This window comes from Rhizobium sp. NFR07, assembly GCF_900111905.1.
Taxonomy (GTDB): domain Bacteria; phylum Pseudomonadota; class Alphaproteobacteria; order Rhizobiales; family Rhizobiaceae; genus Neorhizobium.
Genome location: NZ_FOKM01000001.1, coordinates 19,047 through 33,479 on the forward strand (window position 1 = coordinate 19,047; position 14,433 = coordinate 33,479).

The 14,433-nt window shown below is 61.2% G+C and carries 13 protein-coding genes; 7 read left to right on the forward strand and 6 right to left on the reverse strand.

Annotated elements, in window-relative coordinates; genetic code table 11:
- Positions 1–83: 83 nt before the first annotated feature.
- Together BM216_RS00090 and BM216_RS00095 are read right to left on the reverse strand one after the other, a co-directional pair.
- Positions 84–1,646 carry a hydantoinase/oxoprolinase N-terminal domain-containing protein gene (locus tag BM216_RS00090; protein WP_092993096.1) on the reverse strand — a complete coding sequence of 521 codons (1,563 nt, stop codon included), beginning with the start codon at positions 1,644–1,646 and terminating at the stop codon, positions 84–86.
- Entirely contained in the window at positions 1,643–2,722 is a 1,080-nt protein-coding gene (locus tag BM216_RS00095; RefSeq protein WP_092993099.1) for a DUF917 domain-containing protein, read from the reverse strand. The genes BM216_RS00090 and BM216_RS00095 overlap by 4 nt, the downstream gene beginning before the upstream one ends.
- Positions 2,723–2,878: 156 nt before the next feature.
- On the opposite strand from BM216_RS00095, the gene BM216_RS34530 reads away from it, so the two are divergent.
- From BM216_RS34530 to BM216_RS00125, 6 genes are all read left to right on the forward strand, one after another.
- Complete coding sequence (locus tag BM216_RS34530; RefSeq protein ID WP_092993102.1) at positions 2,879–3,823, forward strand: AroM family protein; 945 nt, start codon at positions 2,879–2,881, stop codon at positions 3,821–3,823.
- 186 nt (positions 3,824–4,009) lie between these two features.
- Positions 4,010–4,690, forward strand: a complete 681-nt coding sequence (locus tag BM216_RS00105; RefSeq protein WP_092993105.1) for an AroM family protein — start codon at positions 4,010–4,012, stop codon at positions 4,688–4,690.
- A 32-nt stretch (positions 4,691–4,722) separates the two neighbouring features.
- On the forward strand, positions 4,723–6,312 hold the full coding sequence (locus BM216_RS00110) for an ABC transporter substrate-binding protein (RefSeq protein WP_092993108.1): 1,590 nt from the start codon (positions 4,723–4,725) through the stop codon (positions 6,310–6,312).
- 76 nt (positions 6,313–6,388) lie between these two features.
- Positions 6,389–7,396 carry an ABC transporter permease gene (locus BM216_RS00115; protein WP_092993111.1) on the forward strand — a complete coding sequence of 336 codons (1,008 nt, stop codon included), beginning with the start codon at positions 6,389–6,391 and terminating at the stop codon, positions 7,394–7,396.
- Positions 7,396–8,310, forward strand: coding sequence for an ABC transporter permease (locus BM216_RS00120; RefSeq protein WP_092993114.1), 915 nt, complete (start codon positions 7,396–7,398; stop codon positions 8,308–8,310). The genes BM216_RS00115 and BM216_RS00120 overlap by 1 nt, the downstream gene beginning before the upstream one ends.
- On the forward strand, positions 8,307–9,962 hold the full coding sequence (locus BM216_RS00125; protein WP_092993117.1) for an ABC transporter ATP-binding protein: 1,656 nt from the start codon (positions 8,307–8,309) through the stop codon (positions 9,960–9,962). Before BM216_RS00120 ends, BM216_RS00125 begins: the two co-directional genes overlap by 4 nt.
- 139 nt (positions 9,963–10,101) lie before the next feature.
- Here the strand turns inward: BM216_RS00125 and BM216_RS00130 are convergent, their stop codons facing one another.
- Positions 10,102–10,872 carry a maleate cis-trans isomerase family protein gene (locus BM216_RS00130; protein ID WP_092993120.1) on the reverse strand — a complete coding sequence of 257 codons (771 nt, stop codon included), beginning with the start codon at positions 10,870–10,872 and terminating at the stop codon, positions 10,102–10,104.
- 197 nt (positions 10,873–11,069) lie between these two features.
- Between BM216_RS00130 and BM216_RS00135 the strand changes: the two genes are divergently transcribed.
- Positions 11,070–11,855, forward strand: coding sequence for a GntR family transcriptional regulator (locus BM216_RS00135; protein WP_177230657.1), 786 nt, complete (start codon positions 11,070–11,072; stop codon positions 11,853–11,855).
- A gap of 28 nt (positions 11,856–11,883) precedes the next feature.
- Here BM216_RS00135 and BM216_RS00140 read toward each other — a convergent pair whose 3' ends face one another.
- The 3 genes from BM216_RS00140 to BM216_RS00150 are packed head-to-tail and all read right to left on the reverse strand — an operon-like array spanning position 11,884 to position 14,431.
- The gene (locus BM216_RS00140) at positions 11,884–12,285 is read right to left on the reverse strand and encodes a substrate-binding domain-containing protein (protein ID WP_143102692.1); all 402 of its coding nucleotides are present in this window, start codon (positions 12,283–12,285) and stop codon (positions 11,884–11,886) included.
- Between the two features lie 8 nt (positions 12,286–12,293).
- Positions 12,294–12,899 carry an ABC transporter substrate-binding protein gene (locus tag BM216_RS00145; protein WP_092993128.1) on the reverse strand — a complete coding sequence of 202 codons (606 nt, stop codon included), beginning with the start codon at positions 12,897–12,899 and terminating at the stop codon, positions 12,294–12,296.
- A gap of 23 nt (positions 12,900–12,922) precedes the next feature.
- Positions 12,923–14,431 carry an aldehyde dehydrogenase gene (locus BM216_RS00150; RefSeq protein ID WP_092993131.1) on the reverse strand — a complete coding sequence of 503 codons (1,509 nt, stop codon included), beginning with the start codon at positions 14,429–14,431 and terminating at the stop codon, positions 12,923–12,925.
- Positions 14,432–14,433: the final 2 nt, after the last annotated feature.

The following is a 14,433-nucleotide window of genomic DNA, read 5'->3' on the forward strand; positions in this document are numbered from 1 at the left end:
CATCCGTTTGAGACGCAAAATCCCCGGTCTCCAGGGACCGGGGATGCAGTTCGTTTTTGCCAGGGTAGAATGTAAGGCCGCGTTTACGAAGCCTTCTTCTGACCGTCCTTCATGAAGGCGATGTCACCGACGACGCGAACGCGCACGCGGCGGGCGTCGCCCGGCAGGTAGGCGATCGGGATGTCCTCGGTGTCGAGCGTGACGATCGAATTCGCATCCGCACCAGCCTCGACCGCGCGTTCGCGGGCGATACGCTCTGCTTCGGCAAGCGCCTTGTCACGCGACATGTCGGAGAAGACCTGGTCGACTTCGCCGGAAACCTGGGCCATGGCCGCGCCGAGCGCGTTGGCGACGCCGGCATGTTCGACGCGCAGCACTTCGCTTGCACCCTTGAGGCGCTCCGAGATGAGAAATGCGCCGCCGCCGACAGCGATCAGCTTCACGCCATCCGCCGAAGTCTTCATCCGATCGATACCGTCCTCGACCATCACTTCGATGCGCTTGAGAAGGTCCGCTACGAGGTCTTTGTCGAGATGCTTGACGCGGTCGCGGTCACCGATCTCGACGAGACCGGCAGCAACGGCAACGTCCGTCGTCGTCAGCGTGTCGCCACCGAAGACGAGCGCCTTTTCGGTGATGCGATAGCCGACCGAACGCGGGCCGATCTTGCGGGTTTCCGGATCGATGATCGTGCCGCCACCAAGCGCCATCGGCAGGAGGTCGGGCATGCGGAACAGCGTGCGTACACCGCCGACTTCGACGACGTTGTTGGCTTCACGCGGGAAGCCGCCAACGAGGCAGCCGATATCCGACGTCGTGCCCCCGACATCCACCACCATCGCTTCCTTGAGGCCGGTGAGGAAGGCCGCACCGCGCATCGAGTTGGTCGGGCCGGAGGCGAAGCTGTAGACCGGGTTGGCGGCCGCAACATCGGCCAGAACCACGGTGCCGTCGTTCTGCGTCAGGTAGAAGGGCGCGTTGACGCCGGCCTGGACGAGCGCATCCTTGAAGGCGTCGATCGTCTTGCGGCCGAGACCCTGTAGGGCAGCGTTCAAGAGCGTCACGTTCTCGCGCTCCAGAAGGCCGATGCGGCCGAGCGTGTGCGACAGCGTGATGCGTGCCTCGGGCATGATCGAGCGGACGATCTCGGCGGCTTCCAGCTCGCATTCGGCGGTCAGCGGCGAAAAGAGCGCCGTGATGCCGACGGAGGTGATGCAGGCGTCACGGATCTTCATCGCCGCATCGCGGATCTCATCACGAGCGAGCGGCACGAGCGGACGACCGTCATATTCATGGCCGCCATGGACCATGAAGGAGAGCGGATCGACGCTTTCGCGCAGATCATCCGGCCAGTCGATCATCGGCGGCAACGAGGCGCCGGCCGGCATGGCGATGCGGATTGCGGCCACACGTTCCAGACGGGCGCGCTCGACGACGGCATTGGTGAAATGCGTCGTACCGATCATCACCGCATCGACCGGAGAAGCCCCGGCCGGCTGAGCCTTCACGACATGACCGATGGCGTTGACCACGCCCTGCATGACATCCGCAGTGGTGGGAAACTTGATGGCCGAGACGACTTTCTCGCCATCGATGAGCACGGCATCCGTATTCGTGCCGCCTACGTCAATTCCGATCCGCTTCATGCTGCAAACACCGATTTGAAATCAAGGTCATATCCGAAGGCGCGGGGGCCGACATGTTCCAGCCCCTTCGGCGTGGTGAGCACATCCGGCGCCGGCAGGGCCACGACCGTGACACGCTGGCCGTAACGCACCGTTTCCGTGCCGATCGCTTCGCCCGACACGGTATCGAGCAGGCAGATCAGGTCCGGCGTCATGGCGATTGGCTGACCGTCGCGGAAGGCGACCGCCCATTCGTTCTGGAAGGCGAGTTCCACCTTGGCGCCGCGATCGGCATCGAGGCCTTCGATGTGAGCAGCACCGCGCAGGAAGCCGCCGGTCGTCGTGCGATCGACATCGGTGATCTTGCCCTTGAACAGCGTCTTGCCGCCCTCATGGGCCAGCACCGCTTCGACGGGATCGGTGTGCGCGGCACGGGCTTCTAGCACGGCACGGCCGAGGCTGGTGGCCTTGGTGACGGTATGGAGCACACCCCATTCCTTCACTTCCTTGCCGGTACGGGGAGCCTTGCAGGTGGCCGAGGTGGAACCGACTTCGGTGCAGATCTTGCGCGAGATGCGCTCCATCCACTTCCAGGACGCGGCCTTGGCAACGATCGCCTCGTTGTCGCGGCAATCGACCAATGTCAGCGGGTACATCGGCAGGTCACCGATTGCAAAGCTCGTCATCTGTGCTTCCGGATAGGCACGGCCCATCGCGTCGGCATCGACAACCGGGATATCCAGCATCGCGGCTGCGAGGAAGGGCGACAGCGCGTTGCCGCCGCCGATCTCGACGCTCATCACGGCGCGGAACTTGCGGCCGGTATATTCTTCCATCAGCTGCATGGCACGGGCGAGATGCGCCGGATCGACAAGGCGCTCCTGGCCGACAAGCGGTGCGCCCATCTTGGAAACGACGGCAACGGCATCGCCGTCATCGAGCGCCAGCGGATCGATCAGCTTGATGCGCTTGCCGTCCTTGTAGAGCTTTTTCAGATTGAGCTGGGCAAGATAGGGGCTGCCGCCGCCGCCGGTGCCGAGAATCCAGGCGCCTACCGCGAGCGGATCAATCTCGCTCTCATCGAAATCACGGATCATGTTTACCTCCGAAGAATGTGCTAGAAACTAGCCACGAGCCGTCTGCGCTGCCTATAGGGGACTGCCCCTAGAATGAGCTTGCCTTGTTTTTGAGCATCGCTAGAAGGGGGTTTGGAGAGCATCGAGGGGATAACGTCGCTGAGCGCAAAAAAGGACATGCCGACGTCGGCAACGCTACCCTTGGCCAATGCCGAAACGCGCTACAGGGTGATGTTCTTGAGCGTCGGACAATCGCCCCGCGCCGACATCATCGACGAGATGCTTGCAAGCCTCGACATGCCGATCGATGCCTTGGAAATCGGCGCGCTTGACGGACTTTCCAAGACGGAAATCGAGGAATTCAAGGTGCGGCCGGGAGAACCCAGCATCGTCACCCGCCTCGCCGATGGCAGCGACATCGTCATTTCGAAACCGCGGATCACCGAGCGTATGTCGCGGATCGCCGCGGATTTTCAGCCGAATGAGTTCGATCTTATCGTCATCCTCTCGACCGGCCTGTTTCGCGATTTCGAAAGCACCTGCCCGACGGTGAATGCCCAGCGGGCGATGGAATCCATGGTGATTTCGCTCGCCGCCCACGGCTCTGCGGTCGGCCTTATCCAGCCGCTGGCGCAACAGGTCGACGAGCTCGATATTCCCGCCCTCGCACCTTACAAGATCACTGCCAGCTATGCCGCCGATGGCGACAAGCGCCTGCTCGCCAGTGCGCTTGTCGACCTTGCCGATTGCGAGATCATCGTCCTGAATTCAGTCAGCTTTACCGAGGCTGACCGGCAGATGGTGGCCAAGGCGAGCGGCAAGCCGGTCGTGCTCGCGCGGCGCATTATCGTCTCGGCGATCAGGCTGCTTCTGCTCGGCACGCATCCGGTCGCAGCCCCCGGCGTTTCGCCCGAATTCGAGGAAAAGCTGCAGCGACTGACGCCACGCGAACGGCAGGTCCTGTCGCTGGTGGCCGAGGGCTTGTCCAACAAGGCGATCGCAAGACAGCTCGGCATCAGCCCCAAGACGGTGGAGATCCACCGCTCCAACGTGATGAGCAAGATGGAGGTGAACTCCGCCAACACGCTTATCCGCATGGTCGTGGCCGCGGGACATCCTTGAAAACATTTTTGTCGATTGGCGACATTTTCATCAAGAATTTCGTCGAATCACGAAATTTGCTGAAATATTGAGCGCTAAAATAAACTCAGAATCAGAGGCATCTAGGGGCATTACCCTATAGTGGATGCGCCAACGCTGACGGTAGGCTCCCTGTCATAGAGACATCACAAAGGGACCTCGGACAGCATGCCTTCCCCCTTCAAGATCGCATTCGTCACCATTGGCCAGACACCGCGCATCGACGTGGTGCCGGAAATGATGGCCGACATCACACTGGGCCTGCCGGAGGGCCAGATCGAGTATAAGGAGTTCGGTGTTCTCGACGGCATGAGCGCAGCCGAACTCGACGACATCAAGGCCCGCGACGGCGAACACTCCTTCGCCACCCGTCTGGCCAATGGCGAAGAGATCGTCTCTTCTAAGCCGCGCACGGAAGAAAAGCTCAACGTTCTCCTCCAGGATATCGACCAGCAAGGATTCGATCTCATCGTCCTCCTCTGCACGGGCACCAAGATTGATCCGTTGCAGAGCACGCTGGTGGTCGAGGCGCAGCGCATCGTAGATTCGACCGTCGAGGCACTGGCCGCCTCCGCACGCCAGCTCGGCGTCATCCTACCACTGGAGCGTCAGGTGAATGATTTCGCTGAACGCCATGTCTTTTCGGGCGCTCCACGCCTTGTCGCCGCCTCCCCCTACGCAGGTGACGACATGAGGGATAAGGCAAAGACACTCCAAGGCTGCGACCTCGTTGTCATGCACTGCATGGGCTATTCGAAGGAGATGCTCGACGCCGCCCGCGAGAGCATCAAGGCCCCCGTTCTTCTGTCGCGCCGCCTCGTTGCCGGCGTCGTCCGTCAAATGATCTGACCACCAACCACTTCAATAAGAGAGGGAACGAAATGTTCGGTACTGTGATCAGGAATATCGTACTGGCGGGGCTTCTGGCCTCGTCGGTTCTTGCTGCTCCGGCGCAAGCATTCGAGCGCACGGACAACGGCAATGTCATCGTCTTCGGCGGCCGCCAGGCGATCCCTGTCCTCGATCCGCATATCCGCTACGACTGGTCGACCCGCATGATCCAGCAGGGCGTCTATGACGCGCTGGTCAAGTATGAAGGTGATCCGGCTGTGGTTAAGCCGTGGCTTGCCGAGAAGTGGGAGACCAGCGAGGACGGCAAGACCTGGACCTTCCATCTCGTCAAGAACGCCAAGTTCCACAATGGCGACCCGGTGACGGCGGAAGCCGTTCGCTACTCCTTCGAACGCGGCCTGAAGCTCAACAAGGGCGTTGCCTGGATGCTGAAGGACTTTCTCGCGCCGGAAGGCGTGAGCGTCGTCGACGACTATACCGTCAAGTTCGAACTCAAGGCGCCCTATGCACCGTTCCTCTCCTTCCTCCCCTGGTGGTTCGTCGTCAACCCGGCGCAGGTCAAGGCCAACGAAGTGGATGGCGACTACGGCCAGAAGTGGCTGACCGACAACGAAGCCGGCTCCGGCCCGTTCAAGCTCGGCCGCTGGGAACCGAATGTTCTCTATGAAGTCGAATCCGTCGCCGATTACTGGAAGCGCTGGCCTCAGGGCGAAAACCGCCCGGCCGGCGTGATCTACCGCATCATCCGCGAGCCCGCCGCCCAGAAGGCTGCCCTGCAGCGCGGCGAAGCTGACATCGTTGAAGGCCTGACCTCGGACGATTACGTGCAGATCGAAAAAGTACCGGGCATCGTCATCCAGAACCACAAGGGCATGACGACCTTCGGCATCAAGTTCAACACGCAGAAGGGCCCGACCGCCGACATCAACCTGCGCAAGGCGATCGCCTATGCAATGGACTATGATGCGCTGGTCGGCGTCTATAACGGTGCGGCATCGCTGGAAACCAGCCCGCTACCGGACGCGATGAAGGGCCATATCGAGGTTCCTGGCATTCCGCGCAAGGATCTTGCCAAGGCAAAGGAATTCCTGGCGAAATCCGCTTATCCGAACGGCGGCATCACGCTCGACTACGTGCATGTGGCCGGCCTCGAAGAGGCACGTCGTATCGGCCTCGTCCTTCTCGACAACCTGAAAGCGCTGAATATCGGCGTCAACATTAAGCCGGAGCAGTGGCCGAACATGGTTGCAGCCGGTTCCAAGGTCGAGACGTCGCCGAACATGACCTCGGTCTTCACCACGCCGATCTCGACCGATCCGGACGCAGTTGCCTACCAGTACCACAAGAACAGCTGGGGCCAGTATTACGCCATGGCGTTCTACGACAACGCCGACGTCTCCGCGATGATCGACAAGGCCCGCGGCTCGACCAACTGGGACGAACGCGCCAAGCTCTATGCCGACATCCAAAAGCAGATCGTCGCCGATCAGCCGGAAGTCTTCGGCATGCTGCAGAACCGCCGCTGGGCACACCAGAGCTATCTGCAGGGCTTCAACTTCAGCCCGGTCCGCTTCACCGGCGAAGTCGACCTCTATCCGCTGTGGATCAAGGAAGAGTAGTCTTCCCTTCTAGCTGATCTCGCTTCATCCGGGAGGCGGCCCGCCGCCTCCTTTTTCTACCTGACCCGGAACGAAGATGCTGACCTTTACCCTGCGAAAGCTCCTGACGGTGGCCGGCACGATGCTCGGCATCGCGGTGCTGACCTTCGTCATCACCAATATCGCACCCGGCGATCCCGCCAGACTGGTGGCAGGCCCGAATGCGACCGAGGACATGGTCGCGACGATCCGCACCGAATACGGTCTGGACCGTCCGATGATCGAGCAATTCGCGATCTACATGAAGGATCTCGTCACGGGCGATTTCGGCACCTCCATCGTCTCGACACGTCCGGTGCTCGACGAGCTTCTCCGCTACGCTCCGGCGACGATCGAACTGGTACTGGTCGCGATGCTGCTGGGTATCTTCGTCGGCGTTCCGCTTGGCATGCTATCGGCCGTCTACAAGGATGGCCCGATCGATCACTTCACCCGCATCCTGTCGATTTCCGGCGTCGCGATCCCGGCCTTCTGGTTCGGTATCCTGATGCAGCTCTATTTCTCGGTCGATCTCGGCTGGCTTCCTGTCTCGGGCAGATTGCCGCTGGTCACACGCCCGCCAGAGTTCATCACGGGTTCGCTGCTGATCGACTCGCTGCTGGCTGGCAATTTCAAGACGTTCAACACAGCGCTCTCCTATATCATACTGCCGGCTATTGTTCTGAGCTTCCCCTGTCTTGCCTCCATCCTGCGCGTCAACCGCGCCGAGATGATCGAAGTGCTGCAGTCCGATTATATCGTCGCCGCACGCGCCCACGGCATCTCGTCACGCCGTATTGTCATTTGCTACGCACTGAAGAACGCACTTCTGCCGACGCTTGCTATGATCGGCCTGCGCTTCGGCTGGATGCTGGGCTCGACAGTGCTGGTCGAAACTGTCTTCGACTGGCCGGGCATCGGCCTCTATGCCGTCTCTTCCGCGCTCGCCTCGGATTTCAAGCCGGTGATCGGCGTGACACTCCTGATCGGCTTCCTCTTCATCATCACCAACACCCTGGTCGACCTCGCTTATGCCTGGATCGATCCGCGCCTTCGGAGAGCCTGATGTCCAATATCGAACAGACGGCGACACGACCCCTCTCCTTTCGCGAGCGCAATGCCAGCCAGATCCGCCAAATGCGGCTCTATGCCCACATGTTCCGCGGCAGCTTCTCCTCGATGCTGGGACTGACGCTCGTCGTCGTCTTTCTCATCCTCGCGGCGATCGGCCCCTATATCGTGCCCTATCCGGAAGATACGCGGGGCGCGGTGCATATGGCCGCACGGCTTCTGCCCCCGAGCGCCGAGCACTGGTTCGGCACCGATGAAATGGGCGCCGACATTTTTTCGCGCGTCATCGCAGGTGCCCGGACTTCGCTGTGGATCGGCATCGTCATCACCGGGCTTGGCGCACTGATCGGTGTGCCGCTCGGCATCATCGCCGGCTACAAGGGTGGTCTTCTGCGTGCATGCATCATGCGGGTGACCGAACTGTTCCTCGCCGTGCCGGGGCTCGCGCTGGCGCTCGCCATCGTCGCCTCGCTCGGGCCGGGCCTGACGAACTGCATGATCGCGCTGGCAATCGTCTGGTGGCCGGGATACGTGCGCCTTGTCGAGGCGAAGACGCTTTCGGTGAAGGAAGAGCTCTTCGTCGAATCCGCCCGCTCGATCGGCGCGAAGACGCCGTGGATCCTCTGGCACCATATCCTGCCCAACTGCATGTCGCCGATCATCGTCAAGATGAGCATGGACATGGGCATGGCAATCCTGGCCGCGGCCGGCCTCGGCTTCATCGGCCTCGGCGCACCGCCGCCGGCACCCGAATGGGGCGCCATGGTCTCGGTCGCACGCTCCTACATGCCCGACTGGTGGTGGTATTCCTTCTTCCCGGGCGCCGCCATCTTCCTCACCGTGCTCGGCTTCAACCTGCTTGGAGACGGCCTGCGCGACATCCTCGATCCCCGGAGCCGCACCCGATGAGCACGCCTCTTCTCGACATCAAGGACTACAGCCTCGACATCGGAACGTTCGACGGCCCGGTGCATGTGTTGAAGGGTATCAACCTCACCGTCAACCGCGGCGACACGCTCGGCATCGTCGGCGAAAGCGGTTCGGGCAAGACCGTTCTGGTTCGTTCCGTCATGGGCATCGGCCCGAAGGGGTCCGAGGTCACGCAAGGCCAGATCACCTTCGACGGGCAGGACATTACCCGCCTGACAGAGAAGGCCTGGGGCAATATCCGCGGCATTCGCATCTCGATGATCTTCCAGGATCCAATGACGTATCTGAACCCGCTCTTCACGATCGGGCAGCAGATTTCCGATGTCATCGCGGCGCATCAACGTGCCAGCGGTGAAGGTGTTGCGTCCAAGTCCGCACGACGCGCCCGCACCGTCGAACTTCTCGACCAGGTCGGCATGCGCGATCCTGATCAGCTGTTCGACCAGTATCCGCACCAGCTTTCGGGCGGCATGCGCCAGCGCGTGCTGATCGCCATGGCGCTTGCCGGCAAGCCGGAACTGCTGATCGCCGATGAGCCGACGACGGCACTCGACGTGACCGTGCAGGCGCAGGTTCTCGACCTCATCAAGTCGCTGGTGGAAAAGCTCAATCTGACGGTTGTGATGATCAGCCATGACATCGGCGCGATCGCGACGATCGCCACCCGCTGTGCCGTCATGTACAAGGGCGAGATCGTCGAACAGGGCGCGACAGCTGACATTCTCGGCAATCCGCAGCACGCCTACACAAAGCAGTTGCTCGCGGCCGTGCCGGATATCGAGGCCGAGCCGAAGCGGGTCGCCGCGGCGGCAGCGGAACCGAAAACCGAGAAGCCGGTCAAGCTGCTCGAAGCGCATGACCTCACCAAGATCTACAAGAGCCAGTCCGGCGAGCCCTTCACAGCAGTCGACAAGGTCAACCTCTCGGTTGCCAAGGGCGAGATCTTCGGCGTGGTCGGCGAAAGCGGTTCCGGAAAGTCCACGCTGGCGCGCATGCTTTTACGCCTGATCGAGCCGACCTCCGGTGACATCATCTTCGACGGCCAGAACATTTCGGGCCTGAACGGCGAGCCGCTCAGGCAGATGCGCCGCCACATGCAGTTCGTCTTCCAGAACCCGCATTCGGCACTTAACGGCCGCCATACGATCGGCGATGCTATCGGCGAACCGCTGCGCATCCAGACGAATATGAGCAAGCGTGATATCGAGGCCCGTGTCGAGGCGTTGCTCGACATCGTTCAGCTGCCGCGGATGTTCAAGTATCGCTATCCCCACGAGCTTTCCGGCGGCCAGAAGCAGCGCGTCTGCATCGCCCGTGCCATCGCGCTCAATCCCCGGCTGCTCATCCTCGATGAACCGACCTCCGCGCTCGATATCTCGGTCCAGGCGCAGGTGCTGGAATTCCTCCAGCAGGTGCGGGCCGAGCTCGACCTGACCTATGTCTTCATCAGCCACGACCTCGCTGTCATACGGCAGATCTGCGACCAGACCATCGTGATGAAGCGCGGCCAGATCGTCGAACAGGGCGATACCGAGAAAATCTTCCTGTCGCCGGCCGAAGACTATACCCGAGCTCTCATCGAGAGCGGTCGCAAGACTTCGCGCGCGGCCAACATTGGCGCAACCGGATAGCGCATTGCCGGCGGTGGATTTGCGGGGACAAATTTGTCCCCGCCCACAACTCTCTGTGCCTGGTAGCACCTCTTTCGCCGCCTTCTCGTCCGGCAGGCATACAATTATTCCATGCCATCACGGCTGAGACGGAGCGGACTTAGCGCATGCGGCTCCTTTGGAGCGATGCCTTCCAGGTGCCGCCGCCAATCCAATCGAGCAGGCTCTCCCTGGTGTCGAAATCCGGCGAGGCCAGAGCAGCGGCTCTCCAGCCGATGCAAAGCATACAGGACAGCACCGGCGCCCTACCAAGGAAAGGCTGCGCCGCGATAGCCTCCAGGGTCGGCATGCCGGTGCCGAGCATCAGAACCGCGTCGAGATCCCGGCCCTCGAGTTGTCGGAGCGCCTTGGCTGCTGCCGCGGCGTCCAGGCTGTAGATCGGATGGAACGCATCAGTCTCGCGAAAGGCGCTGACTTCCGCGACGACCTCAAGGCCCCGGGAACGCCAATAGCCCGCACTCTCGGCATCCAATGCCGAATTGTAGGGTGAGACAAGGCCGATCCGTTTTGCACCAAGCATCGAGAGCGCATCCAGGGAAGCTGTCGCGCCGGTGATCACAGGGCGATCGGTTACCTCTCTGATCGACGCGAGAAGCTCGTCTTCCGCATCTTTTCCCAGAAGATAGGAGGCGCCGGTACAGGCGATTGCGATCACATCGAGCGGCGCATTGGCGAACTGGCTGAGCTGCGCCGGGAACTGAGACATGTAGTCCAGCAGACGCTCCGAGATGGTGGCCGCTTTGCTTGTCATCCGCGCATTGAGAAAGGCCATTCCCGGTGGCGTCATCAATGCCATTTCCGGTTCGACAGTCGTATTGGCCTGCGGCGTAAACACGCCCACGAGGCCTTTCGGTGCATAGGCAACGGACATCGCAATTCCCCAAAGAGTGCACCGTATCGTAACGGCGCGACAACTTGTATTATCTTCCATACATATTGTGAAAAAGAAAGACCGGCTCTTCTAGCCATGCCCACTCGGCGCGACGGCAAACGAGGAAATATTCCTTCCCTGCCCCTATGCGATGCTATACGGGCTCCAATGATCGCATATTCGACGGGAGACTTGCAGTGAGCGAAGACGATCCCGACAAGAAGCCTCTGATGGCTCCACGAAGCCGCATTCAGCCGCTTTACCACCAGATCTATCTGCAGCTTCGGCAACTTTTGACGGACAGCTCTTTGGACATTACCCAGCCGCTACCCTCAGAGCCCATGCTCGCGCAACGTTACGGCGTAAGCCGCGTAACGATCCGCAAGACGCTCCTGCGGCTGCAGCAGGAGGGCCTGATCCGACGCGTGCATGGCAAAGGTACATTTCCGGCGCGGGAAAGCACCGAGCCGGGCAAGTCCGACATATCGAGCGTATTGGACAATCTCCTGTCCTTCGATCGGCGCACGACTGCGGTCAACCTGGCCTGGGAGATGCTGGATGCGGAGCCGGCGATCGCCCGTCAACTGCGCTCCGAGCGCTGCCTTCGCGTCGTCAGACTGCGCAGCATGGAGGGAAAGCCGATCTCGCTGACCACGCTTCATATACCCGAGCGCCATTGCCACCTGCTCGACCCGGAAGAGATAGGTGACGAACCGATCGTCCGCGCGCTCGAAAGAGGTGACGTTCTCGCCTATGACGCCGATCAGGTCTTGAGTGCCGTCGCGGCCACCGCCGACATGGCCTTGCACCTGCAGGTCGAGCCGGCAACCCCGCTGATCGTGATGCGTCGACTGATGTTCAACGCCAACCACGAACCGGTTCTGCATCAGGAGGGCTTCTACCCTCCCGACCGTTTCGAATACCGGATGCGGCTTTCACGCCAAAGCATCGGGCCCATAGCTCAATGGTCGCCGATCTCCTGAAATGATCGACGACCGGATGGGCGGCCTGTCATCCCTTCAAGGCCCTGTCGATATAGCTGTTGGTGTAGAAGCGCGTCGGATCGTCAGCGGAAATCAGCTTGGCGTCCCGCAGCGTGTTCACGCCCTGCTCCCAGAGCGAGGGAACGTTGCGCATCAGATTGTCCTTGCCCTGGGATAACCACAGTTCATCGATTGTCGCGCGCGTGATGGCGGTGAGCTCATCCAACTGGTCTAGGCGAGGGATCTGGAAATCCTTTGAGGCGCGCTGGTAGATCATCTCCGTCGGCTCGCTGATGATCTCGTTCACGGATGCAGTGAGTGCCCTGCTGATTCTGACGAACTGATCCTCATTCTTCTCCATCACGCTGCGCTTGGCTACATATCCCTGGCTCGGCATGGGCGCATAACGATCGGTGGACCAGATCTCCACCGGGGCGTTCATGTGACGAAGCGCGGCAACGACATTGATGGAGCAGATGAAGCAGTCGACACGCCCGGTCTGCAGGATGCCGAACGCGCCGGGCGTATCCCAGTCACCTCGCGCTTCACCTCGGCTGGCGGCACCCCCACCTTGCCCAGCATCAGGTTGAGGAAAATCTCCGTCGATCCGCCGACCGAGACGAGGCCAACGGTCTTGCCGCGCAGCTCTTCTGCCGAAGCGATCGGCTTCGACGTCAGCGAGACCACGTGAAAAGTCGAGGCCTGGTACATCGTGGAAAAGCAGACGAGATCTTCCGAAGATTTCTCCGCGGCCACGAGTTGCTCGATGGATGAGATGCGGATGAAGCGCGTCTGATCGGCAACCAGCTGCTGCAGGGTCTGCGCGCCGCCACGGCCCGCTTCGAGCTTGACGTCGAGCCCCTGCTTGGCGAAATGTCCGCCTGATACAGCGTTCATCATTTCAATGAAGCTCGCCCCGAACGCGAATGGCGTCAGGACGTTGATCTGCTCCAGGCCCTGGGCCCGGAGAATTGCCGGCATGGGGAACAAGCCTGCCGCAGTGGTCGCGGCAACATATGTCAGGAATGAACGTCGCGTGGTCATCGAAATTCCTCTCTGGTGGTTTTCTAGTCGCTGATCCCGATCTTCTTCACGGTGATGGGTCGTGTCGGTGTCGTCACGGTCTTGATCTCGGTATAGAATTGCTCGCTCGCCTCGCCCCCCTCGCGTCCGACGCCGGAATCCTTGTATCCGCCGAAGGGAGCCCGCAATTCCCGCGTCATCGTAGTGTTCACCCAGACGACGCCGGACTTCAGGTCGCGGCTTGCCGCCTCGACGGTCGGCAGATGGTCGGACCAGAGATAGGACACGAGGCCGAACTGCGTGTCATTGGCCATGCCGATCGCCTCTTCGTAGCTGTCGAAGGTGAGAAAGGCCGCGAAAGGCCCGAAGATCTCATCCTGACACACTCTGCTGGAATTCGACTTGGCGAACACGGCGGTGGGCTCGACGAAATAGCCGCCCGCCAAATCGCCGGACAGGCTTGCCGCCTTTCCGCCGGTCAGCAACTCGGCGCCCTCGCCTACCGCAATGTCGGCGAAAGATAGAACGCGATCGCGGTGGCCCGAGGATGCCAGGGGGCCAAGCTCCGTCTCATCCAGCATCGGATCGCCGATGCGTATCTTCGCGGCGCGTTCGACGAACCGGCCGATAAAATCATCCGCGATAGACTTCTCGAGCAGAATGCGGGAGCCGGCAAGGCATTGCTGGCCATTGTTGGAATAGATGCTGACCAGTGCCGCATCGAGGGCACGGTCGAGATCGGCGGAGGCAAAGACGATGTTGGCACTCTTGCCGCCAAGCTCCAAAGTGCATGGTTTGAGCCTCAGCCCAGCTTGCGACATGATGCGGCGACCCGTCTCGGTGCCGCCGGTAAAGCTGATGCGATCGACACCCGGATGGTTTACCAGCGCCTCCCCCGTCACCGAGCCGCGGCCGTTGACGATATTTACCACGCCATCCGGTACACCTGCCTCATGCAGCAGATCGACAAAACACCTTAGCGCCAGTGGCGTCTGTTCCGATGGCTTCAGGACGCAGGTATTGCCGAAGGCTATGCAGGCGGCGACCTTCATGGAGGCGAGTGCGGTGGGCGCGTTCCAGGGTGCGATCAGCGCCGCGACGCCAACCGGTTCGCGCACGACGACGGAACGATATCCAGTCGTCTGGTCGTAGACGTCGCCCTTTGTTTGGCCGATATATTCCGCGAAGAAGCGAAAATTGTAGGCAGCCCGCTTGACGTGCCGTTCGCGCAATTCCCGCATGGAAACGCCCAGATTGAGGCATTCCAGCCGTGCCAGTTCGTCGGCATGAGCAATGATCTTGGCCTGGATCGCCAGAAGAAGCTCTTGGCGTTTTTCGACGGGTAGCCTTGCCCAATCGGTAGTATCGAAGGCACGACGTGCTGCCTTGACCGCCTGGTCAACTTCGTCGGCATCCGCCTCATGCAGCGTCGCAATCTGCTGACCTGTAGCAGGGTAGAAGACCGGGAGCTGATGGCCCGATGGCGAACTCGCCTTGCCGCCGATCAGGCTGGTGATATTCGAGGAGAATTGGGTGGGCAACAAAGCGTTCATCC

Coding starts and splice junctions, on each gene's coding strand:
- BM216_RS00095 (WP_092993099.1), bottom strand. CDS start 2,722: ATGATCCGTGATTTCGATGAGAGCGAGATTGATCCGCTCGCGGTAGGC.
- BM216_RS00150 (WP_092993131.1), bottom strand. CDS start 14,431: ATGAACGCTTTGTTGCCCACCCAATTCTCCTCGAATATCACCAGCCTG.
- BM216_RS00115 (WP_092993111.1), top strand. CDS start 6,389: ATGCTGACCTTTACCCTGCGAAAGCTCCTGACGGTGGCCGGCACGATG.
- BM216_RS00110 (WP_092993108.1), top strand. CDS start 4,723: ATGTTCGGTACTGTGATCAGGAATATCGTACTGGCGGGGCTTCTGGCC.
- BM216_RS00125 (WP_092993117.1), top strand. CDS start 8,307: ATGAGCACGCCTCTTCTCGACATCAAGGACTACAGCCTCGACATCGGA.
- BM216_RS00130 (WP_092993120.1), bottom strand. CDS start 10,872: ATGTCCGTTGCCTATGCACCGAAAGGCCTCGTGGGCGTGTTTACGCCG.
- BM216_RS00145 (WP_092993128.1), bottom strand. CDS start 12,899: ATGACCACGCGACGTTCATTCCTGACATATGTTGCCGCGACCACTGCG.
- BM216_RS34530 (WP_092993102.1), top strand. CDS start 2,879: ATGCCGACGTCGGCAACGCTACCCTTGGCCAATGCCGAAACGCGCTAC.
- BM216_RS00120 (WP_092993114.1), top strand. CDS start 7,396: ATGTCCAATATCGAACAGACGGCGACACGACCCCTCTCCTTTCGCGAG.
- BM216_RS00090 (WP_092993096.1), bottom strand. CDS start 1,646: ATGAAGCGGATCGGAATTGACGTAGGCGGCACGAATACGGATGCCGTG.
- BM216_RS00105 (WP_092993105.1), top strand. CDS start 4,010: ATGCCTTCCCCCTTCAAGATCGCATTCGTCACCATTGGCCAGACACCG.